This is a genomic window from Lysinibacillus sp. NPDC096418 (assembly GCF_044762775.1).
Taxonomy (GTDB): Bacteria; Bacillota; Bacilli; order Bacillales_A; family Planococcaceae; genus Lysinibacillus.
In genome coordinates, this window is record NZ_JBIWEY010000017.1 from 66080 (window position 1) to 91558 (window position 25479).

Genomic DNA, 25479 nt, shown 5'->3' on the forward strand with positions numbered 1-25479 from the left:
GGTTACAATAAAGGAACAAAGGCTAAAAACGTCACATCGTGTGACAACGCCATTGCGACCAACATCATGTTGGCCAGAGACCCTGGAACGAGTCTTGCCGAGTGAAGCAGCTCATCGGATGCCCTCGGAAAGCGCCCAGCCGGAACGGAAATCAACCCTTTGTTATGATGATGATGAACTATAAACTTTGTGGTTTGTACTATTTTACATCTTTCGTCCATTCAGCAACTTTATCTTCATTTTCTTTAATCCATTTTTTTGCTGCTTCCTTTGGAGAAGTGCCTTCCATAATATCAAACATCACACTTTCTATATCTTCTGCAGTCCAGTGGAAGTTATCGAGAACGCTGTGTGCTTCCGGATTATCTTCTTTAAATCCTTTACGTGCAAATGTACCAATAGATTCTTCAGCTCCGTATATACCTTTAGGATCATCTAAATATTTTAAATCAAAAGCATTAAATTTCCAGTGAGGAGACCAACCTGTAACGATGATTTCTTCTTTTTTCTCAAGTGCTTGCTTAAGCGCTGCTGTCATAGCGCCCCCTGATGAAGTAAGTACAGTCCAGCCTTCCAGGTTAGGATAAACCTTATAAGCATTTTCTGTAACTGCTGTCATATTTGCTCCTGGGTCAATACCTGTTATCGTTTTACCAGCTTCATTTGTTAAATCTTCGATCGAGTTAACGTCCATATATGTAGGCACTACCATGCCAATCTTCGCCCCTGTTAGGTTTTCGCCCAAATAGTCTAAATCGTCCTTGTACTTCTCAATTTGTGGGGTATGCATTTGTATCCAAGCGGACACCATGCCATCAACCTCTTCATTAGAAAGAGCCTCCCACATAATTCCATTATCGAGTGCGGTTAGTGTCACATCATATCCTAAATCCTCTATAACTTGTCCTATTACATTTGTAGAGGCAATTTCAGTATCCCATTCAACATAGGCTAAGTTGACCTCTTTATTTTTTGTACTTTCATCCTCTGAACTACATGCAGCTAATAATAAACTTAATCCTAGAGCCAATCCTATCTTTGAAAATCTTCTTAATCTCATAAAATCTTCCTTTCTTATTGTTTTTTTATATTAGAGGGTTAATAATACCTAAAAATTAACAAGTAACAACTTAACGTTAACAAAAGGTTGTTACTTTTGTCAAACAGCTAATGAATACAGAAGGCTTAGAGTTTTAAGAAAATAAATATGAACAGACGAACTGGTACTGTTCAATAAGTCCCTAAATGAAAACCGCTATACGAAGAAGTTACTTTTCGTATAGCAGTTTTTAATATGTCTTTTAGACTGTGGTTTTGTAGGCACAAAATAATCAAAATCAAGAATAGTGGCGGTATACGTTGAATCATGTTAAAGCTCAACGTATTAATAACGAGGCAAGGTGGAATAGTGACTTAAATGATTTAGAACTTTTTAAATTGCTGATTTTGATATACAACATATTTTAAAATAAGCGTCATTTCAGGTCTTTAGACTTATTTGGCACATATTTATATTTAAGTTGTATATGAATTTTGGTAAATGAGCTTTTTAATGTTTGGAAAATATTCTAAAAAAATTCGATGTTCGGTTTTCTCCTGTGAAAAACAAATAAGACCTCGCGCTTTTGATTTTATGCTTATGTTTTGCAAGTACAGATATTGGTGTAGATTCAAAGATACTGGTATAAAACCGTGTCTATTATGAAAGTGAGTGCGTAAACTAGAATGAATTCTAAAATAGCTTTATCTTCATTCAGTAGTGAACTGTCATCTTTGTAGGTAGTGAGTTGTTCGCGATTTTAGCTTCTTTATTAAATATCCAACCGTCGACTGAATGAAGATAAAGCCTCTGGCGGGTGTCACAGATTTTGAATTGTACTTGCACAATTCAAAATCAGGACGCATGGTTTTTCTGCACGAAAGCGGAGCGTCAGTGGCAGTTTCGCCGAGACGTAATTGACAGCAAAACGATGGGGTTGACTAGAATGAATGAGGATTTACAAAGGATACAGCAGAGGTTAGCTGACATTTTTACTCACTTACATGAACATGCAGAAATTAGTTGGCAAGAGCATCAAACGACAGATTACATTGTGAAGTTATTGAAGGAAGCTGGCATGGAACCACGTGTGTTTGAAGATATCCCTGGACTTTATGTTGATATTGGTAAAGGGACACCCAAAGTTGGATTTCGAACAGATATGGATGCACTTTGGCAAGAAGTAGATGGTGTGTTAAAGGCAAATCATTCTTGTGGACATGATGGGCATATGACGATGGCTATTGGGACAGCATTATTGTTAAAGGATATGGAATCAGTACTTTCAGGTGCGGTGAGAATTATATTTCAACCAGCGGAAGAAAGGGCAGAGGGTGCTCGTGCATTTGTCCAAAAAGGTGTGGTTGATGATTTAGACTACTTATTTGGTGTTCATGTTCGTCCTTTAAAAGAAATGAAGGATGGCACATATGCACCTGCCATATATCATGGTGCGGCCAAAGTTTTTAATGGGACAATTATTGGTGAAGATGCACATGGATCTCGTCCGGAATTGGGCACAAACGCTATAGAAGTAGGTGCTGCTATTGTAGAAGGATTACAAAAGATTTGGACGGATAGGAATGTATCGGCCTCAGCCAAAATGACGCAGTTCCAAGCGGGAGGTATTTCGAAGAATATTATCCCAGGGAAAGCGACATTTAGTATAGATGCACGTGCGCAAACAAATGAAGTGATGGAAAGCCTAACAACAGGAATTCATCGAGTGAAAGAAACTGTAGAGACAATGTATGATGCGAAAATTGATCTTCAAAAAGAAGTGCATGTTGCGGCCGCATCGGTAAATGATAAAGCACTAGAAATTATGCGTTTAGCAATCGTTGACGTAGTTGGTGAGGAAGGTTGTGCATCACCAGTAGTTACACCGGGTGGAGAAGATTTTCATTTTTATACACATGAACGCCCCAGTCTGAAAGCGACAATGCTTGGACTTGGATGTGGTGTAACGCCTGGGTTACATCATCCGAAAATGACTTTTAATAGAGACCGTCTCATTACAGGTGTGTGTATAGTTACAAGAGCTATTTTAAGAGCTTTATAAGGAGTAAGGGGGCTGTCTCACGATGAGATTTCAGCCCTTTTTTTAATTTAATCCGTCTACTACTGTTATGGATGTATTCTTAAACAGAAATTTCAGAAAATACATTGAATTCCGAAAAAATATGTGTTACTGTATGTAACATGATAAAAATGAAGTGTATACTTCAAAAAAATATAAAAAAAGGATGTACTTTTTATGGATGATAGAAACATTCAATATATTATTCAAGAAAAGTTTCATACGCTTTCGAAAAGCCAGCAAAAAGTAGCGACATTTACGCTAAAAAATTTGCAGTTTGTTGGCGTACATTCTGCTACTAATGTCGGTGAAAAAGCAGGGGTTAGTGAGACGACGGTTATTCGTTTTTGCTACGCCATTGGGTTATCAGGATATGCGCAATTACAGCGTGAGGTAACCATGTTTTTATTCAATGAAGGAAATAATAGTAGCTTACAAAATTATTTACAGTCAAAACAGAAACTTATTGAAAATCCACGTTTTTACGAAAAAACGATGGAAAAAGATGCGTCGAGAATTTTGAATATTTCGAAAAATTTGCACGAAGAAGATTTTAATCGTGCTTCGTTGTTATTGCATACAAAGAAAAAGATTTTCATTATCGGTTATGGTTCTTCTAACTTAGCCGCACAATGGCTGTATTTCACATTAAATTTATTGCGCCCGAAAGTTGTTCTGATGAAGCTCGAAACGAACGAGATGATTAGATCTTTACAAGAAATAGATGAAGAGTCTGTTGTCATTATTTTATCGTTTCACCGTTATTTTAAAGAACCGATTCAATTAGCGTCAGAAATTCAAGATAAGAAATGTGAAATTATCGGTATTACGGATTCGCGAATAGCGCCAATCACAAAATATTCAACAATTACATTTGTAAATGAGCAACAAGAGATGTCGACAATTGATGGTATGCCAGCGCTTATTTCATTTTTGAATACGTTAATTGTAGGTATGACAGCTCAAGATCATGATTATTACGAAAAACAGCGTGTAAAATATGATGATTTTCAAAATAGCTTTATTGCAGATCGATGGAGTTGACAAACATGAAAGAGATTTTAGTAAATTTACAATCTAGACTTGATGAAATTTTTACTCACTTACATGAACACGCAGAAGTTAGTTGGCAAGAATATCAAACAACGAATTTTATTGCGAAATTATTAAAAGAGGCAGGTATGAAGCCACAATTGTTCGAAGATATGACTGGACTTTACGTTGATATCGGTAAAGGGACACCAAAAGTAGGGTTTCGTACAGATATAGATGCACTATGGCAAGAAGTAGATGGTGTCTTTAAAGCAAACCATTCTTGTGGACACGATGGCCATATGACGATGGCTATTGGGACAGCGCTAGTTTTGAAGGAGATGGAAGCGAACCTTGCTGGTGCGGTACGAATTCTATTTCAACCGGCGGAAGAAAAGGCAGCGGGTGCTCGAGCATTTGTGGAAAAAGGTGTGATTGATGACTTAGACTATCTATTTGGTGTCCATGTTCGTCCATTAAAAGAATTACAAGACGGCACTTATGCCCCTGCGCTGTATCACGGGGCGGCGAGGCTTTTTACAGGATCGATTATTGGGGAAGAAGCGCATGGTGCACGCCCTGAATTGGGAATCAATGCGATTGAAGTTGGGGCAGCGATTGTAGATGGTTTACAAAAGATTTGGACAGACCCGAATGTATCGGCCTCAGTTAAAATGACTCAGTTCAATGCAGGTGGTACTTCAACAAATATTATTCCTGGAAAGGCAACCTTCAGTATTGATAGTCGTGCACAAACAAACGAAGTGATGGATGCTATAACAGCAGGAATTAAACGTGTAATAGCATCCGTAGAAGTAATGTACGGTGCGAAGGTGGACCTTCAAGTAGATGCAAATATCGTTGCTGCCTTAGTGAATGATGAGGCCATGGAGCATATGCGAAATGCCATTATTGATGTAGTCGGTGAATCAGCTTGTGCATTACCTGTTGTGACACCGGGTGGTGAAGATTTCCATTTTTATACATATGATCGTCCTAATCTTAAGGCAACAATGCTCGGACTTGGATGTGGAGTCACACCAGGCCTACATCATCCGGACATGACTTTTAATAGAGAACGTCTTCTAACGGGTGTAAAAATTATTACGAAAGCTATATCACGAGCTTTATAAAGAATAAGAAAGAAGCGATTTGAATGATTGATATTCGAGAAGTAAAGACAATTGAACAACTTGAGCAAGTACAGCAGCTTGAATACGATGTGTGGGGGATGCCACCGATTCCGATTCATCAGACATTAACAGCGGTGAAAAATGGTGGAATCGTTGTAGGCGCTTATGATGGCGATAAATTAGTAGGCTTTAGCTATGGGTTCGCGGGATTTCGGGAGGGTAAAAGTTACTTATGTTCACATATGCTCGGTATTGATGAAAATTATCGCTCACAAGGAATTGGTGAATCATTAAAAAATGCCCAGCAAATGCTTGCGATTGAGCGAGGCTATGATTTAATGGTGTGGACTTTTGATCCGTTAGAAACCCGTAATGGTTATTTAAATCTTTCGAAGCTAAATGGTGTTTGCCACAAATATGAGCAAAACTGTTACGGTGAAATGCAGGATGGTTTAAACAAGGGTTTACCTTCTGATTGTTTTGAAGTGAGTTGGTATTTAACATCTGATTATGTCATCGATGATGTATCAATTGATGCAACTAACGCTGTACCTGTAGCGAGTTGTACATTAAATGAGCAGGGCTTGCCGCAACTAGAAATTTCGGAAAATTTTGTATTCAATGAAAGTGTATACGCACTACCTGTACCAAAGGATTTTCAAACATTGAAAACAAAGGATCCAGCGTTAGCATTAGAATGGCGTTTACAAACGCGTAAGTTGTTGCAAAACTTATTTGCACAAGGCTATACAGCAGTTCAATTACAACAACAAGACATTTACAACGAGTATGTACTTGTAAAATTAGCAACATTAGGCTTGGAAGGAGCTAACTAACATGAAAATTACAGAAATTACAATTCGTCAACTAAAAATGAAATTGAAGGCCCCATTTACAACAAGTTTTGGCACATTTACGGATAGAGACTTCTTAGTCTTAGAAGCGAAAGATGAATCAGGCACTATTGGTTGGGGTGAATCTGTTGCGTTCCATTCACCGTGGTATAACGAAGAAACATTACAAACGAACTGGCATATTCTAGAGGATTTCTTAATCCCGCTTATTTTGAACAAAGAAATTAGTCATCCAGATGAAGTAAACGAAATCTTTAAGCCAATTCGCAAAAATAATATGGCGAAATCGACACTAGAAGGTGCTATTTGGGATATTTATGCACAGCAAACAAATCAATCATTGGCAGCTGCACTTGGTGGTAAAAAAGACAAAATTGAGGTTGGTATTAGTATTGGTATTCAACAATCGATTGAGGGCCTAGTAGCATTAGTAGATGGCTATGTAAAAGAAGGCTACAAACGCATGAAAATTAAAATTAAGCCAGGCTGGGATGTAGAAGTTATGCGTACATTACGTGAAACCTACCCGGACGTAGCGTTTATGGCAGATGCGAACTCTGCATATAACCTAGAGGATGCAGAGACATTAAAGCAATTAGATGCCTTTAATTTAACAATGATCGAACAACCTTTAGCTTCAGATGATATTATCGACCACGCAAAATTGCAAAAATTTATCGATACACCAATTTGTTTAGATGAAAGTATTCATTCTTTAGAAGATGCACGTAAAGCTGTGGAATTAGGAAGTACACGGATCATTAACATTAAAATTGGTCGTGTTAGTGGCTTAACTGAAGCGAAGAAAATACATGATTACTGTGAAGCGAATAATATCCCAGTTTGGTGTGGCGGGATGTTAGAGTCAGGCATTGGGCGTGCCCATAATGTTGCATTAACAACGCTATCAAATTTCATATTACCAGGTGATACAGCAGGCTCATCTCGTTATTGGGAAAACGATGTCATCGAGCCAGAGGTCGTTGCGGAAGACGGTTATATTCAGGTTCCTCAAAAATCAGGAATCGGCTATGACGTAAATGTGGAAACAATCAATTCATTTACAGTAGCACAAAAAACATATAAATAATTATTAAGCAGGTGTTCTATGAAGAAAAGTTTGCAAATAGGTAGTGCATTTGTCGGGTTAATCATAGGAGCTGGCTTTGCATCTGGACAAGAAATCATGCAATACTTTACAAGCTTTGGTTTATACGGCATTGCAGGGGCGATTGTGGCAACAATTGCATTTGCGTTTTTAGGTTTGAATTTAGCACAACTCGGTACAGATTTAAAAACGACTTCGCATAAAGAAGTTATTTACCACATAGGTGGACGCTACGTTGGAACGATTTTGGATGTGTTAATTACGTTCTTCTTATTTGGCGTAGCTGTAGTCATGTTCGCTGGCTCAGGCTCAACATTCAATCAAATGTTCGGCATAGATCCAATGATCGGTAGTATATTTATGGTGGTAATTACTATTTTAACATTGCTATTAAATGTTAAAAATATTATTAATATAATAGCTTTAGTGACACCTTATTTAATGGGGATTATCTTTATTATTTTGATTTATTCCATATTCACAATGGATTTAACTATTACACAGCAAGATGTTTTAGCGAAGGAACAACCATCCGCGGCTTCGAATTGGTTTATAGGGGCATTACTTTACGTATCATATAATATTGCAGCTGGTGCAGCGATGTTAATTGTTATGGGGGGGACAGTGAAAGATCGTAAAGTTGCTGGGTTAGGCGGTCTTTTTGGTGGACTAATGCTTGGTGCGTTAATTCTACTTATTAATATTACGATGTTCGTTAAAATGGATATTGTCGGTGGTACCGCGATGCCAACGCTAGAATTGGCAAAACAAATTCATCCATTTGTAGGTGTGTTAATGTCAATTGCATTATTAGGTATGATGTACAACACGGCAGTCGGCATGTTTTATGCATTTACAGTACGTTTTGTAGCACCAGAACATAAATATTTTAAACCGAGTATAGTCCTTATTGGCTTAATAGGATTCGCTGCGAGTTTAGTAGGATTTACAACATTAGTAGGTAAAGTATATTCAACAGTGGGATATTTAGGATTTGCACTTATCCTGGCTGTCATCATTGCTTGGGTACGAAAGGTGCCTGCAACTTCATAGATTGAGCTCCCATCACTCTTAAAAAGGAAGATTCCTGCGAACCAGCATAACCGCTTGTTATTTTAGCAGGCTCTCCCGACCTAGCATACTTTTTGGTTTTTGCTTTTTAAGCTAGGAGCGCGAATCTTTTTAGTTGCTAAATGGAGTCAAGCGCTGTTTTGATGAAGAGCTTAAAAGTCTCATGAATATTTAAATATAGAGCCCTCAAATCTTTTTTAAATAAGATTTGGGGGTTTTTTATATAAAACTATTCATGTATGAGTTGCGAGACCACAGCTTATGAATATTTTTTAACCTGTGCTATATCCCATTGTTAAAGATTAATGTTCTGTTAATATTCTATTCTTTTTCTGTTCATTTTCGTCTGATATCTTTGCATTTGAGGTGAGAGGATGGAAAAGATGATTACCGAAACAACAAACTTAACAAAAGAATACAAACATTCTACTGTCGTAGACAATGTCTCATTAGAGGTAAGGAAAGGGCAAATCTATGGTTTTTTAGGACCGAATGGTGCTGGAAAAACGACAACGATTCGAATGCTTTTAGGATTAATTAAATCATCTAAAGGTACAATTCGAATAAGTGGTAAATCCGTTATAGAAAATAGAATTGAGGTATTAAAAAATGTTGGTTCTCTAGTAGAATCTCCTTCGTATTATGGAAATTTAACTGCATTTGAAAATCTGAAGATAATCGCGAAGATTAGAAAAATTCCTGACGTAAGAATAAATGAAGTACTTCAAATCGTGGGACTAAACATGGCAAAAGATAAGCTTGCAAAGAATTTCTCGCTTGGTATGAAACAAAGATTAGGTATTGGGTCAGCTATTTTAGGGAAACCAGAATTACTGATTTTAGACGAACCAACAAATGGTCTCGATCCATCAGGTATTGAGGAAATAAGAGAGCTAATAAAGTCTTTCCCAAAGAAATTTGGAATGACAGTCATTATATCCAGTCATTTACTGAGTGAAATTGATCAAATTGCTACACATGTTGGAATTATCAATAAAGGGAGGTTAATATTTCAAGGGGAAATGAGTAGTTTAAGAAATTTTAGCCAGTCATCTACTTACTTTCATGTGGAAGAAATCGAGCATTCTCAACGATTATTAACAGATAGAAAAATAAAGTTTACTAATCATGATAATGGCTTTGTGATTAGTAAAATAGAATACACGGAAGTTGCGGCTATTAATAAATTGTTAGTTGAAAATGCGATACAAGTATACAGAATTGAAGAACATAAAGAGCCACTAGAGAAAATTTTCCTGAATTTAATTAGGAAGGATGAAGAAAATCATGTGGACCTTGATTCAAATAGATTTTAAAAAAATGAACAAGTATGTATTTCTCCTACCTCTTATTTCAGGAGTAGTTGTATTACTACTTGCAAGTTTGTCGATAGGGAAAAACCCTATTGATGAATCACCCTGGGAAAGTTACTTGTTACAAATGAGTACGGTATGTTCAATCTTCTTTCCAATATCGATGGCATTGATATGTAGTTACATTGCCAATTCTGAGCACAGATACAATACGTGGAAACAAATCTTTACTTTCCCATTAAGAAAGAGCAAAATTTATTTCGCAAAACTGATGGAATGCATTATTGCTGAACTTATTTTTTTTATAAGTGTGATGATTGGGTTTATATTTATAGGATTTATATTTATAGGAACGGATGTAAATGTCATGAATCTAATTCTAAAAGCATTTGTTTCACTTGTTATAGCTTATATTCCAATAATCGCCTTTCAACTCTGGCTTTCGCTCATTATAAAGAATCAAGCATTTCCATTGAGTATAGGGATTTTTTCAGCGATTTTTAGTTATACATTTTATGTTTTTCCATTTGAGGTAGGAAGATTTTTGTTTTGGACTTTTCCAACGTCAGTATTACCAATACAACTAGTCATTGATGAAGCCCAAAATATGAGTATAATACAAACCGAAAATTCTAGTATATATGTAGGGTTAAGTCTCGTAATTGGCGCTCTAATTATATTGATGGGCATGCTTCATTTTACGAAACGGGATATAGTATAGGGGGCATTCTTGTATGGATCTTTTTCAAATAGAGTTAATGAAACTAAAAAGACAAAGAATCTGGATTTTAGTATTAATCGTACCTATTTTGGGAGCTTTTTTAGGGTCTTTTAATTATACATCATCTTTAGATATTCTATCTAAAAGCGGAATCAATGAATGGTATCAATTGTGGAACCAAGTAACATTCTTTTATGGTTTATTTTTATTTCCTATCTTATCAGGATTATATGCTATATTTTTGTGTAGAGCAGATCATTTAACAGGGGGGTGGAAGCAATTGTTTTCTTTACCCGTAAAAAGGGGAGGGATATTTCTTTCAAAGCTATTTCTATTAGTTTTATTATTACTAATTACACAAATGATGCATCTTGTTTTTTTTAGAATAGCTGGAAGTTTAATCGGTTTACAAGAACATATGAACATAAATTTCTTTTTGAAAGCTACTATAAACGGATGGATTGCTATTTTCCCTGTTGCAGCTTTTCAATTAATACTAGCGATAAAAACAAAGAGTTTTATGTTCTCTTTATCTCTAAATGTTTTATGCACTTTTTTTTCCTTAGTCATGATGATACTGAACCTTGAACAATATTATCCTTGGACGTTACCTTCAATTGCAATGGCATCGCCAACAGAAACGGGGCTAACGCATTCATTGAGTTATTTTTATATCCTTGTTTTTATCCTTTCTTTTATGCTTTATATATGGGGAAATAAAACAATAAACAAAAGTGGGGAGTTTATGTAACTACTAAAAGCATAAGCAACACTAGATAGGAGAACATATATGAGTGAGAAGATTTTACTTGTAGATGACGAAAAGGGAATTATTGATATGTTGAAAATGGCTCTTTCAAAAAACGGTTATTCCCATTTATATGCAGCCTATTCAGGTGAAGAAGCTTTAAACATAGTAGAAAAACAGCCAATCGATTTAATTATTTTGGATATTATGTTACCTGATATGGATGGTTTTGAAGTATGTAAAAGAATTCGCTCTAAATGTCAAACCCCGATTCTCTTTTTATCAGCAAAAACTACTGATTTTGATGTGATATCAGGACTTACATTAGGTGGAGATGATTATATTAAAAAACCATTTAATCCAATGGAAGTAATTGCGAGAATAAAAGCTATCACTAGGCGACAAAAACTTGAAAATATTCAAAAGGCAACAACGTTTATTTATGAAATCGAGGGAATAAAGGTTGATATGAAAGAAGCGGTAGTTTTGATTAATGGTAGTTCAGTCGCAATGCCGTTAAAAGAATATGAGTTATTATGTTTTCTGATTAAACATCCTAATCAAGTTTTCAGTACCGCGCAATTACATAGGGCAGTGTGGGGAGAGCTAGGAAGAGGATATGAAAATACTGTCGTTGTTCATATTAGAAGGCTTAGGAAGAAAATTGAGGAAAATCCAAGTTTACCTGAGAAATTAATTAATATTAGGGGTTTGGGTTATAAATTTGTTTCCAAAGGATGAGTTAGTACATGAAAAAGAAGTTATTATTGCATTTTTTAAGTTTATTTTTACTTATAATTATCGTATCTTTTTTTTCGATGTTCACAACTTCGATTTTATCTTACGTATTTTCAACGATTATTGCAGAGAAAATTTTTGATATCAAGATAGGTTCAAATGTTATTTGGGCAGTAGTTACGGCTTTTGTTCCAATTATAATCGCTATTATTTTACTTGGTGTATTTTATGTAAGGAAAATATCTGAGCCGTTTTTTTACTTTAGTAATTGGTTGGATCAATTAACTAATGGCAATCACACGGTACCAATTCCACATAATAAGAAAAACAAAAAAATGATTTTTTTTCCTCTTTTTGATGAGATTTATTTAAATCTGAAATCATTAACGTATAAATTAGAGGAAAATAAAATTGAGCGCGAGATTATTGATAAAAGGCGAAGTGAGTGGACAGCGGGCATAACACATGATTTGAAAACGCCTTTATCCTATATCCAAGGATATACAAATATGATCATTGAGCAACCGGAGCAATACAATAAAGAAGAGATGTTAGCCTCGATGAAAATAATGTACGAAAAATCAGTTCATTTAAGGGAACTACTTGATGAATTACATGTGACCTTACAACTTGAACAAGGAAAATATTCAATCCATAAAACAAAAGCAAATATTATTCCGGTCATAGAAACGATTGTTCTTGAATTTCAACAATTACCCGATATTTCTCATCATGAAATCCTCTTTGAATTCAATATAACAAATTATGAATGGTCTTTTAATCCTAAAGCGATGAATAGAATTATCTCTAATCTCATCATGAATGCCATCATACATAATCCTGAAAAAACAAAGATTGTTATCTCCTGTTTTTATAATGAGGTGCAAAATGAATTCACTATAAAGATTGCAGATAACGGTAAAGGAATGAATGAGGAAGAGCAAAATAATATGTTTAATCGATACTATCGTGGAACGACAACAGAAAATACTTCAGGCACAGGTTTGGGCTTGGCAATAACTAAGCAATTAGTAGAATTACATGATGCGGTGCTGTTAGTGGAAAGTGAGGTGGGTAAAGGAACGGAAATAATTATTCTTTTCTAATTTAGCTAAGAGGTCTCTGTGAAGTGAAGTTGTTATTATTTGGTGAAAAGTACATGAATTACAATTCTCAATGTGTTTATGTGCAGTTGTATATTTACAGTGCATTTCACAAATTCAATAGTAACTTTTATCATCCTAAAAAGAGATTAAACAGAAATCGTCTTAATATAGGTATAAGTATTATTACACGAGCCATTTTACGTGCGTTATAAAGAATGAACGTGATACCACACAAACTTAGAGATTTTTTCTTATGTACATGAATTGCATAAGGGAAAATCTTTTTTTATTTAAGGTTTTACCAGTTTCTGAAAGGGAAATAGGTGATACAACGCTAATAAGTAACAGATAGAGCGGAATGGGGTTGAAGAGAATGGAATTACGGGATTTACAAATCTTTATGGCCATTGTGGAGCATAGCAGCTATACAAAAGCAGCGGAAGCGTTATTTATTTCGCAACCTACGTTAAGTAAAAGTATGAAGCGCCTAGAAAATGAATTGCAGGCACAATTACTGCAACGAACGACAAGGCAGTTGCAAGTTACAGATATTGGCGCAGTAGTCTACGAACATGGGCAAAAAATTTTATATAACCTGCAGGAGTTGGGGCAGTCAATTCAAGATATACGTGATGTTCAATTAGGAACGATTAAGTTGGGTATTCCACCATTGATTGGCACATTATTTTTCCCTGAAATTGCGCGTACCTTCCATCAACAGTATCCGAAAGTTACGTTAGAACTCGTGGAGCGTGGGGCTAAGCTAATCAGTGAATTAGTGCATTCTGGGCAAGTGGATGTGGCTTTTGTTGTTTTGCCGATTGAGGAGCCAGCGTTTACGATTGTTCCATTTATTGAGGATGATTTTGTTTTATATGTACATAAAGACCATTCTTTTGCACAGTGTGCAGAGGTGTCGGTTGAAGAATTAAAAAACGAAAAGTTTATTTTATTTTCTAATGAATATGCCTTACATGATTTTGTTATTCGTGCCTGTGAAAATGAGGGCTTCTCACCTGACATTGTCTATAAAAGTTCGCAGTGGGACTTAATTGTGGAACTGATTGGCCTCAATTTAGGCATCACGATTTTGCCACGTGCTATTTATGAAAAGCAGTCAAATTCAAATGTGAGAATTATTCCGCTAACGAATTCACTTATTTGGAAACTAGGTTTAGTCAGTTTAAAAGACCGTTATAAGTCATTCGCCCTGCAGGAATTAGTGAAAATGATTCATACAAAATCATGGTCATGGCAATCATTTATTCCGTTAAGGAATAAATAATATGCGATATATGCATTTCTCTTATGGAAATAATAGGGCTAACATTATAGTACATTTGAGTACAAGGGGTGATGGGTATGACGAAAGTAAAACAAACTTTTGAAGAAGCACTTGTGGATTTAAAGGATGGCCATACGGTGATTGTAGGAGGATTTGGACTTTGTGGTATTCCAGAGAAGGCGATTGAAGCAATTCGTCAAAAAGGTACGAAGGATTTAACTGTTGTTAGCAATAATTGTGGTGTCGATGATTTTGGTCTTGGACTTTTATTAGCAAACAAACAAATTAAGAAGATGGTTTCATCCTATGTAGGTGAAAATAAAATATTTGAGCAGCAATTTTTAAGCGGGGAACTTGAAGTAGAGTTAACGCCGCAAGGTACATTAGCAGAACGCATCCGTGCTGGTGGTGCAGGTATTCCGGCTTTTTATACAGCAACAGGTGTTGGGACACCGATTGCTGAAGGGAAGCCGACGAAAGAATTTGATGGCAAGTTGTATTTAGAGGAACGAGCAATTGTTGGTGAATATGCGTTGGTAAAGGCGTGGAAGGCAGATGCACTTGGCAATTTAGTGTACCGTAAAACGGCACGTAATTTTAATCCGCTCGCAGCGACAGCTGGGAAAATCACGATTGCTGAAGTTGAAGAAATTGTGGAAGTAGGCGCATTAAATCCTGATGAAATTCATACACCTGGTGTATACGTGCAACATGTTTTAGTATGTGAAAACTATGAGAAACGTATTGAACGACTAATGACTGCTAAGGAGGTTGGCTAACTATGTCTGAAATAAGAGATCGTATTGTACGTCGTGCTGTGCAAGAGATTGAAAATGGTATGAACGTTAACCTGGGGATCGGTATGCCTACATTAGTGGCAAATGAAATTCCGGCGAACTATCAGGTCCTATTACAATCTGAAAATGGTCTTCTAGGCATCGGGCCGTATCCGACTGAATCGGAAGTAGATGCGGACTTAATTAATGCGGGCAAAGAAACGGTAACAGCAGTGGCAGGTGCCTCTTATTTTGATAGTGCAGAGTCGTTTGCCATGATTCGTGGCGGGCATATTGATTTAGCAATTTTAGGTGGTATGGAAGTTTCAGAGAATGGTGATTTAGCGAACTGGATGATTCCTGGCAAGATGATTAAAGGTATGGGTGGTGCGATGGACCTTGTACAGGGAGCAAAGCGTGTCATAGTCATTATGGAGCATATGTCAAAGCATGGAGAATCCAAGGTGAAAAAAACGTGCACGCTACCACTAACAGGGCAGGGTGTGATTCATCGTTTAATCACGGATTTAGCTGTTTTTGATTTTACACCTAGTGGAATGATGTTAGTGGAAAAAGTAGCAGCATTATCAGTGGAAGAAATTCGTGCGAAGACAGAAGCGTCGTTTGTAATTAGTGATAGCCTGAAAGTGTATTAAAATAAATTTCTGTTTAACGACTAAAAAATACTCGAAAATACAAAAATCGACTAATTTAATGATAGACATCCATTTTTTTGAATGCTATATTAAATTTGTCATAATATTTTCATAGTTAGATAAAATGAGTGGTGAGGTTCAGAGTTGCAAATGAGGGATAGATGCTTATGGTGAAGAAAACATTAAAGCAAAGAATTGTAGAGGCTTCTTTAATACTGTTTCAGCAAGATGGTTATCATGGTGTGACGGTCGATCGTATTGTCGAATATATAGGTGCTTCAAAAGGTGGATTTTATCATAATTTTAAATCAAAAGATGAATTATTATATGAAATTCATGATGTATTCATCTCATATGTTATTAAAAAATCACAACAAGCATACGACCAGTACGACACACCGATTACTAGATTATGTGCAATGGTCCAAACACTTACGGAAGTATTTGATGTGTATCAGGCACATATTACAGTATTTTATGAAGAAAGCGATTCGTTGTCAGAAGTATACAGTGAACTTATCCATAAAAAACGCAATCAGTATCGGAATATTTTACAGAAAGTCATTGTTGAAGGGCAGGAAACAAACGATTTTCGAGCGGAATTACCGAGTACGATTGTGACAATGGCGATTGTTGGCATGATTAACTGGACATACAAATGGTATAAGCAGACAGGACCGCTGACTATGAAAGAAATTACAGAAGTATTTACGGATATGATTTTACGTTCAATTGTAACTGAACAAGCTAGAGAAGAAGCAACTCAATTTATGTTGATGATGAAGCCAGCGAGAGAGACTGGTTTTATTAATCAGTAGAACAAACCGACTAGTCGGTTTAACTATATTAGTAGATGCAAAGGGGAGCTAGGAATGAACTTTGAACTGACAAAAGAGCAAGAGATGATTCGAGATATGGTGCGTGAGTTTGCTGAGAAGGAAATTAAGCCATATGCGCGTGAAGTGGATGAAACATCAACAATGCGAATAGAGAGCTTTGAAAAAATGGCGGAGCTCGGCTTGATGGGTATCCCATTCCCAGAAGAATACGGTGGTTCAGGTGGAGATACCGTTTCTTACGCAATTGCTGTTGAAGAAATTGGCCGCGCTTGTGGGGGGACAGGTTTAAGTTATGCAGCTGCCATTAGTTTAGGGGCTGCGCCAATTTATAATTTTGGTACAGAGGAGCAAAAACGCGAATGGCTTGTCCCACTTGCAAAGGGTGAGACTCTCGGTTCATTCGGCTTAACAGAGCCAAATGCTGGATCAGACGCTGGAGGTACACGCACAACAGCAGTCGTTGATGGTGAAGACTATGTCATTAATGGTGAAAAATGCTGGATTACGAATGCAGGTCATGCACGTCAAATTATCGTCACAGCGGTCACGGGTAAACGTGAAGATGGCAAAAAAATTATTTCGTCGATTATCGTGCCAACCAATACTCCAGGTGTCACGATCAACTGTAATTACGACAAGATGGGTGTGCGTGGTTCTAATACATGTGAGATTGTGTTGCAAAATGTCCGTGTACCAAGAGCGAATTTACTTGGTGATGAAAAGCGTGGGTTTAGTCAATTTTTAAACACACTAGATGGCGGGCGTATTTCCATTGCAGCATTATCTGTAGGAATCGCACAAGCAGCTTACGAAAAAGCGCTACAATTCGCAAAAGAGCGTGAACAATTTGGTGTATCTATCTCAAAATTCCAAGCGATACAATTTAAATTAGCTGATATGGCAATGGAAATAGAGCTTGCTCGTACGTTAGTACATAAAGCAGCATGGCTAAAAGATCAGAAGAAACCATTTGGAAAAGAAGCTGCGATGGCAAAATTATTTGCCTCGGAAATGGGTTTCCGTACTTGTAATCAAGCAATTCAAATTCATGGTGGTTCGGGGTATATGAAAGAATATGATGTAGAGCGTCATTTACGTGATATTAAGTTAATGGAGATCGGTGAAGGTACATCTGAAATTCAACGTCTAGTTATTTCTCGTTTAATTGGCTGTTAAAACTAGTCAATTTTTAACCAGCCGCTATACGCGGGCTGATTAAAGTTGAGCCTCTGGCGGATGTCACAGATTTTGAAAGGAAGAGGATGTCAGCCTATGTACGTCGTATTCAGACGACAACGGCTGACTGACCTGCGTCACGCAGGCCTAGGCATAATTCAAAATCTGGCCGTAATTACGCCGGGACGTAATTGAGTAACTATTACAAGGAGGATTTTCATGGCAAATCTTGTGTATCAAACAATTGGTCAGTTGCTAGATGAACAATGTGAAAAGTATCCGAAACGTGAAGCGCTTGTGTATGCAGATAGAGACTTACGAATGACTTATGAGGAGTTAAATAAACAGAGTCGCTTAGTTGCTAGAGGTTTGATGGCACTTGGTATTGAAAAAGGTGATCATATCGCTGTGTGGACGACGAATGTTCCCGAGTGGGTGCAATTGCAGTTCGGCACAGGGAAAATGGGTGCTCCCATTGTAACGGTGAACACCAATTACCGAGCGAGTGAGTTAGAATATTTACTAAAACAGTCTGATTCGAAAACATTAATTTTAATCGAACAATATCGTGATCATTCTTTCATAAATACACTGCAAGAATTATGTCCTGAACTTGAGCATTGTGAACCTGGAAATCTACAATCTAAGCGTTTACCTCTATTAAAGAATGTGATTTTAATAGGTGAAAACAATTATCCAGGTGTGCTGAATTGGTCGGATGTATTATCGGCTGCTGAGCAAGTTACGGAAGACCAGTTAGATACAAGACAAGGAACGTTGCGCCATGATGATGTCATTAATATTCAATATACATCGGGAACAACAGGCTTTCCAAAGGGAGTCATGTTATCGCATTTTAACCTAGTGAATAACGCGGTTAATATTGCTGAGTGCATGAATTTAACACATGAAGATCGCTTGTGCATTCCAGTACCATTTTTCCATTGCTTTGGCTGTGTAATCGGTACGCTGGCCATTACAACGAGTGGAGGTACGATGGTACCGGTGCAGGAGTTTTCACCGGAAGAAGTACTGAAAACGGTAGAAAAAGAAAAGTGTACCGCTTTACATGGTGTGCCAACAATGTTTATTAGTGAACTAAATTTACCGAATTTTTCGTCATTTGACTTATCGACATTACGTACAGGTGTAATGGCAGGTTCGAACTGTCCAATAGAAGTGATGAAAGCAGTTATCGAAAAAATGGGCATGAGAGATGTAACAATCTGTTATGGACAAACAGAGTCCTCGCCGGTTATCACGCAAACAAGAGTAGATGATCCGCTCAATTTGAAGGTTGAGACAGTTGGACGTGCATTACCAAATCTAGAAGTGAAAATTGTGGACCCTGATACAAACGAAGAAGTGCCACCGAATGAGCAAGGCGAGTTATGTACTAGGGGATATCACGTAATGACAGGGTACTACAGAAATCCAGAGGAAACTAGTATAGCAATTGATAGTGAAAACTGGCTGCACACTGGGGATTTGGCGACAATGGACGAAGCTGGTTATATACGTGTGACAGGGCGTTTAAAAGACATGATTATTCGAGGTGGGGAAAATCTTTACCCGCGTGAAATTGAAGAATTCCTTTATACGCACCCGAAAATTTTCGATGTGCAAGTAGCTGGTGTACCTGATCCAGTTTACGGTGAAGAAGCTGCAGCTTGGATAATATTACGAGATGGTGAGCAGGCAACTGCAGAAGATATTCGAGATTTTTGCCGAGGTAAAATTTCAAGGCAAAAAATCCCACGTCACATTTTCTTTATCGATAGTTTTCCAATGACAGCTTCAGGTAAAGTGCAAAAGTTTAAATTGCGTGAGGATTTTGTAGCAGCAGTTATATAGAAAGGGGGCAGGGTAATGTTCAAGAAAGTGTTAATTGCAAATCGTGGTGAAATAGCTATGCGTATTATTAGAACGTGTAAACGATTAAATATTCAAACTGTCGCAGTGTACTCAGAGGCTGATGCGGAAGCCCTACATGTTAGGGAAGCAGACGAAGCGTACTGTATTGGTAAACCACCTGTTGCACACAGTTATTTAAATATTGAGCGTATTCTTGAAGTGGCACAAGAAAGTAATGCAGAGGCTATTCATCCAGGCTACGGCTTGCTATCAGAAAACGCTGATTTTGCGAGACGTTGTACAGAGGCTGGTCTTATTTTTATCGGGCCGGGTGCAGATGTAATTGCGTCAATGGGCAGTAAATTAGAAGCGCGTAAGACAATGAAAGCAGCAGGTGTGCCCATTGTAGAAGGTGTGGAATCACCTGTGAAAGATGCAGCAGAAGCCATTGAGATTGCGTCCCGTATTGGCTATCCCATTATGTTGAAAGCATCTGCTGGTGGCGGTGGTATTGGTATGCAGCTTGTGGAAAACGCCGAGGAGTTGGCAAAAGCTTTTGAAGGAAACCAAAAACGTGCGCAGTCATTCTTCGGTGATGGCACGATGTACATGGAACGATTTATCGCCAATCCCCACCATGTAGAAGTGCAAATCATCGCCGACCATGACGGCAATGTTGTCCCGTTATTTGAACGCGAGTGCTCCATTCAAAGGCGTAATCAGAAAGTCGTCGAGGAGGCGCCATCCCCGTTCATCTCGGAAGAAACGAGAATGCGTATGCTAGATGTCTCTGTGCAAGCAGTTCAACATATTGGCTATGTCAATGCAGGCACGATTGAGTATTTAGTAGATGCTAACCAAAATTTTTATTTCTTAGAGATGAATACGCGCTTACAAGTCGAACATCCGGTGACGGAAGAGATTACGAAGCTAGATCTTGTAGAGGAGCAATTGAAAGTTGCGGCCAAACAGCCACTAGCATTCACGCGGGACAGTATAGAGAAACAAGGTCATGCGATTGAAGTACGAATTTACGCAGAAAATCCAACGACGTTTTTCCCATCCCCAGGGAAAATCACAGAGCTTGAGCTACCGATTGGGGAAGGCATTCGACATGAATGTGGTGTAGAGGCAGGTTCAACTGTTACACCATTCTATGACCCAATGATTGGAAAATTAGTAGCGTGGGGCGAGACGCGTGCAATTGCATGTGAGCGTCTTACACAAGCTTTAACAAATTACAAAGTAGAAGGTATTCAAACAAACATCCCAATGCTTTTAAAAACTGTAACCCATGAGCAGTTTTTAAAAGGTTTGACAACGACTAAATTCGTTGAGGAATACTATCTGCCCCAGCTAGAAGAAATGAAGTAAAGATGGAGGAGTATTGCAACGGTAGTTGCAATACTTCCTTACTACCAACTATTTGGAGGGATTCATGATGGAAGTTGTAAAAGCGAGTATGGCAGGAACGGTTTGGAAAATTGTCGTAGCAGAGGGCGATCAAGTTTCAGCAGGGCAAGATGTTGCAATTTTAGAATCGATGAAAATGGAAATTCCAATTGCAGCGGAAGAAAGTGGTGTTGTCACAAAGATCATTGCCAATGAAGGAGATTTCATTAACGTAGATGATGCTATTTTAGAAATCGGATAAGGGGGCACGGGTATGCAACTACCGAAGCATGTGACGTTAAAGGAAGTAGGTCCTAGAGATGGTTTGCAAAATGAAAAGGTTCACATAGCCACTGAAGATAAAGTACAGCTGGTAGATTTACTTAGTCAGACGGGCCTAAATTATATTGAAGTAACGTCTTTTGTACATCCGAAGTGGATACCTCAGCTTGCAGATGCAGTAGAAGTATTACAAGCTATCAAGCGAGAAAAAGATATTACGTATGCAGCACTTATACCGAATATGCGCGGTTTAGAACGTGCATTGGAGGCGAATATAGATGAAGCCAGTGTCTTCATGTCAGCTAGTGAAAGCCATAACCAGAACAATATTAATAAAACGATATCTGAGACATTTCCAGTGTTAGAGGAAGTCGTTTTAGGAGCAAAAGCAGCTGGTAAGCAAGTACGTGGTTATATATCAACGGTGATTGGTTGTCCTTATGAAGGCTACATACAGCCGGAGCAAGTTTTACACGTAGCAGATAAATTACTTGAAATGGGCGTCGCTGAAATTTCTTTAGGTGACACGATTGGTGTTGGTGTGCCGACGCAAGTGGAGCGTCTATTAGAGGAATTATTAAAACGATATCCGGCGGAAAAGTTTGCGATGCATTTTCACGATACGCGTGGTACAGCGCTTGCGAATATAGTGAAATCCATAGAAATGGGGATTTCAAAATTCGATAGTGCGCTTGGTGGTCTAGGTGGTTGTCCATATGCAAAAGGGGCATCTGGCAATGTGGCCACCGAAGACTTATTGTATCTATTTGATGAAATGGGTATTCATACGGGTGTTGAAATGAATGCAGTGCTAGAAGCGGCGACATTTGTTGAGCAGAAACTTGGTAAACCGGTTGCATCTAAACAAATGGCAATTGTCCGCAATGAAAGGAGTGCGCAGGCGTTATGACACAATTTGTTCAATTTGAAATACTAGCAGAAGGTGTAGGGCTCATCACATTATCGAGACCTGTTGCGGCAAATGCAATGTCTGTGCAGTTATTAACTGAGCTAGGTGCTACACTTGACCGCGTAAACGGTGATCCAACTGTGCGGGTTGTCTTATTAACTGGTGCTGGAGAAAAGGCATTCTGCGCAGGAGCAGACTTAAAAGAACGTCAAGGTATGTCTGACAGACAAGTGAAGCAAATTGTGCAATTGATCGGAGAGACAGTGACAAAGGTAGAAGCACTTGCGCAACCTGTGATTGCTGTGTTAAATGGCGTTGCATTTGGTGGTGGACTTGAGCTAGCGCTTGCTTGCGATTTACGTATGGCAGCTACGCATACAAAGGTTGGGCTTACAGAAACGTCTCTAGGCATTATTCCAGGAGCAGGTGGTACACAGCGTTTACCACGACTTATTGGGATTGGAAAAGCAAAGGAATTAATTTATACAGCACGTCGTTTAAATGCAGAACAAGCAAAAAGCTGCGGGATTGTAGAATATGTCTATGAAGGTCATGAATTACGAGAAAAAGCTCTACAACTCGCAGAGGAAATGGCAAAGAATGCGCCGCTATCTCTAAGGCAAGCGAAAATCGCCATTAACCAAGGGACTGAAGTAGATTTAGCGACGGGCTTAAAAATAGAATCCCTTGCATATAGTGCACTTATTCCAACAGAAGATCGTTTGGAAGGATTATTGGCATTCCAAGAAAAGCGAGCACCGCAATATTCAGGACAGTAATCTATTTTGATTCAGTAGTAATCTCAAACCTTAAAGGTGGTAAGAATAATTTTCATTCAGAGGGCATTCAAATGCAAATTGAATCATATTAAAGCCTCAGGAGGATGTCATGGATTTGAATTGTGTGAGCACAATTCAAAGTCCAAACGCATTGTTTAACTGCTCGAAAGCGGCAGATACAATTACGCCGAGGCGTAATTGATTGGAATAAGGAGGAATTGGACATGAGCAATACAGCGACAGCGAATACGATGAAGGAACAAATTTTAGCTGGGGGTCAGCCGAAGTATCACGAGAAAAATACCCAACAAGGAAAATTATTCGTACGTGAGCGTCTCGAATTATTATTAGATGACGGGTTGCAATCAGAGGATGGTTTATACGCCAACTGTTTAGCTGGGGATTTGCCAGCAGATGGTGTTGTCACGGGTATTGGAAAGATCCATGGCCGGACAGTGTGTATCATGGCGAATGATTCAACGATTAAAGCAGGCTCTTGGGGCAAGCGTACCGTAGAAAAAATTATTCGTATTCAAGAGACGGCTGAAAAGTTAAATTGTCCGTTACTATATTTAGTGGATTCTGCAGGTGCACGTATTACTGATCAGTTAGAAATGTTCCCGGGGCGTCGTGGAGCAGGGCGTATTTTCTACAATCAAGTAAAGTTATCGGGGAAAATACCACAAGTTTGCTTATTGTTTGGTCCTTCAGCAGCTGGTGGTGCTTATATTCCAGCGTTTTGCGATATTGTTGTGATGGTGGAAGGTAATGCATCGATGTACTTAGGCTCACCAAGGATGGCGGAAATGGTCATTGGTGAAAAAGTAGATTTAGAAACAATGGGGGGGGCAAAAATGCATTGCTCGGTATCGGGGTGTGGTGATGTACTTGCCAAAACAGAGCAAGAAGCCATTACGTATGCACGAAAATATTTGGGCTATTTCCCGAATAATTTCACTGAGCGCAGTAAAGTGGAAGCGCCGAAACCGCCAGCATCATTTGAAAAATCAATTGATGAATTAATTCCAAAAAACCAAAATGTGCCGTTTGATATGTATCAACTAATTGACCGATTAATTGATGAAGATTCGTTTTGTGAAGTGAAGAAATTATTCGCACCAGAATTAATTACAGGGCTAGGGCGTATTAACGGGCAATCTGTTGGGATTATTGCCAATCAGCCTCGTGCAAAGGGTGGGGTATTGTTCCAAGATTCTGCTGACAAAGCAGCGAAGTTTATCTCATTATGTGATGCATTTAACATTCCACTAATTTTCTTAGTGGATGTGCCAGGCTTTATGATCGGTACACAAGTTGAGAAGGCTGGGATTATCCGTCACGGTGCGAAAATGATTTTCGCGATGAGTGAAGCGACTGTGCCTAAGCTAACGGTTATTGTGCGTAAAGCATACGGCGCCGGGCTTTATGCAATGGCAGGCCCAGCATTTGAGCCAGATTGTTGTATTGCCCTTTCTAATGCACAAATTGCTGTAATGGGTCCTGAGGCGGCAGTAAATGCAGTATATGCAAATAAAATTGCGGAGCTTCCAAAAGAAGAACAGGCAAACTTTATCGCAGAAAAACGAAAAGAGTATCAAGAGGAAATTGATGTCTATCGCCTTGCATCGGAGCTAATCATCGACGATGTCATCGAGCCGAATGATTTGCGTAAAGCACTTGAAACACGCTTGGAATTATACATGTCGAAATATGTGTTATTCTCACAACGAAAGCACGGTGTCAACCCAGTATAAAAAATGAAAAACCGTTTTTAAAAGCCAAGAAAGAGGCTTTTAAAACGGTTTTTTGCTATATTTACCCCATTGCATAGGTAGGGATAACGTATTAAAATATGAGATGGATAAAAGAGAGTAGGTGGTGATGGAGTGGCGAAAAATAATATATCCAACGTGCAGGATGATGCCAAGTTGCCATTACCGTACCGCGTGTGGATTGATAAACATTATATGGAGATAAAATTCATAGGCTGGTTGCTGTTTAGTGTCTACTCTTGTATAGCATTTTATAAATTAGTAATTGATCGTTTGGTAAATGTTGTAGTCGTCTTGTTCCGTGGTGAATATACACTAGGTGAGCTTGGTTTATTCGATTATAGTACGTGGCGAGGAACAACTAATTTTGTACCGTTTGAAACGATTATGCGATACATAAATTACTCACAGTATTTTAATATGAATTTAATTGTTGTGAATTTACTTGGGAACTTATTGATTTTTACACCGATGGGCTTTTTGCTGCCGTTATTATCGAAGCGTTTTCGAAAAGTGTGGCCAGTACTCCTTGTAGGATTTATCTCGAGCCTAGCGGTGGAAACGATACAATTTATTTTTAGAGTAGGTTCAACTGATATTGATGATTTAATTTTAAATACTGCTGGCGCTTGGCTTGGCTATTTAAGCTATAAATTTATGCTACGATTTTCAAAACGAAAAAAATAACTTCTTAAAGGCTACGTGAAAATTCACGTAGCTTTTTTTTGGTGCGCCCGGCATGCACATGAACTATAGGGTGTAAGTCCCGAACCCCGAAGACAGAAGTAGAGGTTAGCCAAGAGCAAGGGTGTCCG

Annotated in this window: 24 protein-coding genes; 23 read left to right on the top strand and 1 reads right to left on the bottom strand. The window is 38.2% G+C overall.

Annotated features, from left to right (window positions below; all coding sequences use genetic code 11):
* Window positions 1-199: 199 nt before the first annotated feature.
* A complete protein-coding gene (locus ACIQZG_RS13865) occupies window positions 200-1060 on the bottom strand; it encodes a glycine betaine ABC transporter substrate-binding protein (protein ID WP_402755905.1) in 861 nt (286 codons plus the stop codon).
* 925 nt (window positions 1061-1985) lie between these two features.
* On the opposite strand from ACIQZG_RS13865, the gene ACIQZG_RS13870 reads away from it, so the two are divergent.
* From ACIQZG_RS13870 to ACIQZG_RS13980, 23 genes are all read left to right on the top strand, one after another.
* Window positions 1986-3101, top strand: a complete 1116-nt coding sequence (locus ACIQZG_RS13870; protein ID WP_402755907.1) for a M20 peptidase aminoacylase family protein — start codon at window positions 1986-1988, stop codon at window positions 3099-3101.
* 195 nt (window positions 3102-3296) lie between these two features.
* Window positions 3297-4163, top strand: coding sequence for a MurR/RpiR family transcriptional regulator (locus ACIQZG_RS13875; protein WP_402755909.1), 867 nt, complete (start codon window positions 3297-3299; stop codon window positions 4161-4163).
* 5 nt (window positions 4164-4168) lie between these two features.
* The gene (locus ACIQZG_RS13880) at window positions 4169-5284 is read left to right on the top strand and encodes a M20 peptidase aminoacylase family protein (RefSeq protein ID WP_402755911.1); all 1116 of its coding nucleotides are present in this window, start codon (window positions 4169-4171) and stop codon (window positions 5282-5284) included.
* A gap of 23 nt (window positions 5285-5307) precedes the next feature.
* The gene (locus ACIQZG_RS13885) at window positions 5308-6120 is read left to right on the top strand and encodes a GNAT family N-acetyltransferase (RefSeq protein ID WP_402755913.1); all 813 of its coding nucleotides are present in this window, start codon (window positions 5308-5310) and stop codon (window positions 6118-6120) included.
* A gap of 1 nt (window position 6121) precedes the next feature.
* Window positions 6122-7228 (top strand): o-succinylbenzoate synthase, encoded by a 1107-nt coding sequence (gene menC, locus ACIQZG_RS13890; RefSeq protein ID WP_402755915.1) that lies wholly within the window; start codon window positions 6122-6124, stop codon window positions 7226-7228.
* 18 nt (window positions 7229-7246) lie between these two features.
* Window positions 7247-8299: a YkvI family membrane protein gene (locus ACIQZG_RS13895; protein ID WP_402755917.1), complete on the top strand. Its 1053-nt coding sequence runs from the start codon at window positions 7247-7249 to the stop codon at window positions 8297-8299.
* 392 nt (window positions 8300-8691) lie between these two features.
* Window positions 8692-9633, top strand: coding sequence for an ABC transporter ATP-binding protein (locus tag ACIQZG_RS13900; protein ID WP_402755919.1), 942 nt, complete (start codon window positions 8692-8694; stop codon window positions 9631-9633).
* Window positions 9605-10351: an ABC transporter permease gene (locus ACIQZG_RS13905; RefSeq protein WP_402755921.1), complete on the top strand. Its 747-nt coding sequence runs from the start codon at window positions 9605-9607 to the stop codon at window positions 10349-10351. The genes ACIQZG_RS13900 and ACIQZG_RS13905 overlap by 29 nt, the downstream gene beginning before the upstream one ends.
* Window positions 10352-10364: 13 nt before the next feature.
* Window positions 10365-11102, top strand: a complete 738-nt coding sequence (locus tag ACIQZG_RS13910; RefSeq protein WP_402755923.1) for an ABC transporter permease — start codon at window positions 10365-10367, stop codon at window positions 11100-11102.
* A 39-nt stretch (window positions 11103-11141) separates the two neighbouring features.
* A complete protein-coding gene (locus tag ACIQZG_RS13915) occupies window positions 11142-11840 on the top strand; it encodes a response regulator transcription factor (protein ID WP_402755925.1) in 699 nt (232 codons plus the stop codon).
* A gap of 8 nt (window positions 11841-11848) precedes the next feature.
* A complete protein-coding gene (locus tag ACIQZG_RS13920) occupies window positions 11849-12943 on the top strand; it encodes a sensor histidine kinase (protein ID WP_402755927.1) in 1095 nt (364 codons plus the stop codon).
* A 373-nt stretch (window positions 12944-13316) separates the two neighbouring features.
* Window positions 13317-14228, top strand: coding sequence for a LysR substrate-binding domain-containing protein (locus tag ACIQZG_RS13925; protein ID WP_402755928.1), 912 nt, complete (start codon window positions 13317-13319; stop codon window positions 14226-14228).
* Window positions 14229-14305: 77 nt separating this feature from the next.
* Window positions 14306-15007 (top strand): CoA transferase subunit A, encoded by a 702-nt coding sequence (locus ACIQZG_RS13930; protein WP_402755930.1) that lies wholly within the window; start codon window positions 14306-14308, stop codon window positions 15005-15007.
* A gap of 2 nt (window positions 15008-15009) precedes the next feature.
* Window positions 15010-15660, top strand: a complete 651-nt coding sequence (locus ACIQZG_RS13935) for a 3-oxoacid CoA-transferase subunit B (RefSeq protein ID WP_402755932.1) — start codon at window positions 15010-15012, stop codon at window positions 15658-15660.
* A gap of 167 nt (window positions 15661-15827) precedes the next feature.
* Complete coding sequence (locus ACIQZG_RS13940) at window positions 15828-16478, top strand: TetR/AcrR family transcriptional regulator (RefSeq protein WP_402755934.1); 651 nt, start codon at window positions 15828-15830, stop codon at window positions 16476-16478.
* Between the two features lie 54 nt (window positions 16479-16532).
* Window positions 16533-17675, top strand: a complete 1143-nt coding sequence (locus ACIQZG_RS13945) for an acyl-CoA dehydrogenase (RefSeq protein ID WP_402755936.1) — start codon at window positions 16533-16535, stop codon at window positions 17673-17675.
* A 219-nt stretch (window positions 17676-17894) separates the two neighbouring features.
* Window positions 17895-19529: an AMP-binding protein gene (locus tag ACIQZG_RS13950; RefSeq protein ID WP_402755938.1), complete on the top strand. Its 1635-nt coding sequence runs from the start codon at window positions 17895-17897 to the stop codon at window positions 19527-19529.
* Between the two features lie 15 nt (window positions 19530-19544).
* Window positions 19545-20903 carry an acetyl-CoA carboxylase biotin carboxylase subunit gene (locus tag ACIQZG_RS13955; RefSeq protein ID WP_402755940.1) on the top strand — a complete coding sequence of 453 codons (1359 nt, stop codon included), beginning with the start codon at window positions 19545-19547 and terminating at the stop codon, window positions 20901-20903.
* A gap of 67 nt (window positions 20904-20970) precedes the next feature.
* Window positions 20971-21183 carry an acetyl-CoA carboxylase biotin carboxyl carrier protein subunit gene (locus tag ACIQZG_RS13960; RefSeq protein ID WP_402755942.1) on the top strand — a complete coding sequence of 71 codons (213 nt, stop codon included), beginning with the start codon at window positions 20971-20973 and terminating at the stop codon, window positions 21181-21183.
* A 12-nt stretch (window positions 21184-21195) separates the two neighbouring features.
* Window positions 21196-22113: a hydroxymethylglutaryl-CoA lyase gene (locus ACIQZG_RS13965; RefSeq protein WP_402755943.1), complete on the top strand. Its 918-nt coding sequence runs from the start codon at window positions 21196-21198 to the stop codon at window positions 22111-22113.
* Window positions 22110-22892, top strand: coding sequence for an enoyl-CoA hydratase (locus ACIQZG_RS13970; RefSeq protein WP_402755945.1), 783 nt, complete (start codon window positions 22110-22112; stop codon window positions 22890-22892). Before ACIQZG_RS13965 ends, ACIQZG_RS13970 begins: the two co-directional genes overlap by 4 nt.
* A 224-nt stretch (window positions 22893-23116) precedes the next feature.
* Window positions 23117-24646 (top strand): acyl-CoA carboxylase subunit beta, encoded by a 1530-nt coding sequence (locus tag ACIQZG_RS13975; protein ID WP_402755947.1) that lies wholly within the window; start codon window positions 23117-23119, stop codon window positions 24644-24646.
* A gap of 132 nt (window positions 24647-24778) precedes the next feature.
* The gene (locus ACIQZG_RS13980) at window positions 24779-25351 is read left to right on the top strand and encodes a VanZ family protein (RefSeq protein WP_402755949.1); all 573 of its coding nucleotides are present in this window, start codon (window positions 24779-24781) and stop codon (window positions 25349-25351) included.
* Window positions 25352-25479 lie beyond the last annotated feature (128 nt).

What these genes read in the sequence shown, in the direction of transcription:
- ACIQZG_RS13880 (WP_402755911.1), top strand. Translation starts at nt 4,169, where the DNA reads ATGAAAGAGATTTTAGTAAATTTACAATCTAGACTTGATGAAATTTTT.
- ACIQZG_RS13945 (WP_402755936.1), top strand. Translation starts at nt 16,533, where the DNA reads ATGAACTTTGAACTGACAAAAGAGCAAGAGATGATTCGAGATATGGTG.
- ACIQZG_RS13930 (WP_402755930.1), top strand. Translation starts at nt 14,306, where the DNA reads ATGACGAAAGTAAAACAAACTTTTGAAGAAGCACTTGTGGATTTAAAG.
- ACIQZG_RS13975 (WP_402755947.1), top strand. Translation starts at nt 23,117, where the DNA reads ATGAGCAATACAGCGACAGCGAATACGATGAAGGAACAAATTTTAGCT.
- ACIQZG_RS13910 (WP_402755923.1), top strand. Translation starts at nt 10,365, where the DNA reads ATGGATCTTTTTCAAATAGAGTTAATGAAACTAAAAAGACAAAGAATC.
- ACIQZG_RS13885 (WP_402755913.1), top strand. Translation starts at nt 5,308, where the DNA reads ATGATTGATATTCGAGAAGTAAAGACAATTGAACAACTTGAGCAAGTA.
- ACIQZG_RS13895 (WP_402755917.1), top strand. Translation starts at nt 7,247, where the DNA reads ATGAAGAAAAGTTTGCAAATAGGTAGTGCATTTGTCGGGTTAATCATA.
- ACIQZG_RS13865 (WP_402755905.1), bottom strand. Translation starts at nt 1,060, where the DNA reads ATGAGATTAAGAAGATTTTCAAAGATAGGATTGGCTCTAGGATTAAGT.
- ACIQZG_RS13955 (WP_402755940.1), top strand. Translation starts at nt 19,545, where the DNA reads ATGTTCAAGAAAGTGTTAATTGCAAATCGTGGTGAAATAGCTATGCGT.
- ACIQZG_RS13915 (WP_402755925.1), top strand. Translation starts at nt 11,142, where the DNA reads ATGAGTGAGAAGATTTTACTTGTAGATGACGAAAAGGGAATTATTGAT.
- ACIQZG_RS13900 (WP_402755919.1), top strand. Translation starts at nt 8,692, where the DNA reads ATGGAAAAGATGATTACCGAAACAACAAACTTAACAAAAGAATACAAA.
- ACIQZG_RS13925 (WP_402755928.1), top strand. Translation starts at nt 13,317, where the DNA reads ATGGAATTACGGGATTTACAAATCTTTATGGCCATTGTGGAGCATAGC.
- ACIQZG_RS13940 (WP_402755934.1), top strand. Translation starts at nt 15,828, where the DNA reads ATGGTGAAGAAAACATTAAAGCAAAGAATTGTAGAGGCTTCTTTAATA.
- ACIQZG_RS13875 (WP_402755909.1), top strand. Translation starts at nt 3,297, where the DNA reads ATGGATGATAGAAACATTCAATATATTATTCAAGAAAAGTTTCATACG.
- ACIQZG_RS13920 (WP_402755927.1), top strand. Translation starts at nt 11,849, where the DNA reads ATGAAAAAGAAGTTATTATTGCATTTTTTAAGTTTATTTTTACTTATA.
- ACIQZG_RS13960 (WP_402755942.1), top strand. Translation starts at nt 20,971, where the DNA reads ATGGAAGTTGTAAAAGCGAGTATGGCAGGAACGGTTTGGAAAATTGTC.
- ACIQZG_RS13965 (WP_402755943.1), top strand. Translation starts at nt 21,196, where the DNA reads ATGCAACTACCGAAGCATGTGACGTTAAAGGAAGTAGGTCCTAGAGAT.
- ACIQZG_RS13905 (WP_402755921.1), top strand. Translation starts at nt 9,605, where the DNA reads ATGTGGACCTTGATTCAAATAGATTTTAAAAAAATGAACAAGTATGTA.
- ACIQZG_RS13935 (WP_402755932.1), top strand. Translation starts at nt 15,010, where the DNA reads ATGTCTGAAATAAGAGATCGTATTGTACGTCGTGCTGTGCAAGAGATT.
- ACIQZG_RS13970 (WP_402755945.1), top strand. Translation starts at nt 22,110, where the DNA reads ATGACACAATTTGTTCAATTTGAAATACTAGCAGAAGGTGTAGGGCTC.
- menC (WP_402755915.1), top strand. Translation starts at nt 6,122, where the DNA reads ATGAAAATTACAGAAATTACAATTCGTCAACTAAAAATGAAATTGAAG.
- ACIQZG_RS13950 (WP_402755938.1), top strand. Translation starts at nt 17,895, where the DNA reads ATGGCAAATCTTGTGTATCAAACAATTGGTCAGTTGCTAGATGAACAA.
- ACIQZG_RS13870 (WP_402755907.1), top strand. Translation starts at nt 1,986, where the DNA reads ATGAATGAGGATTTACAAAGGATACAGCAGAGGTTAGCTGACATTTTT.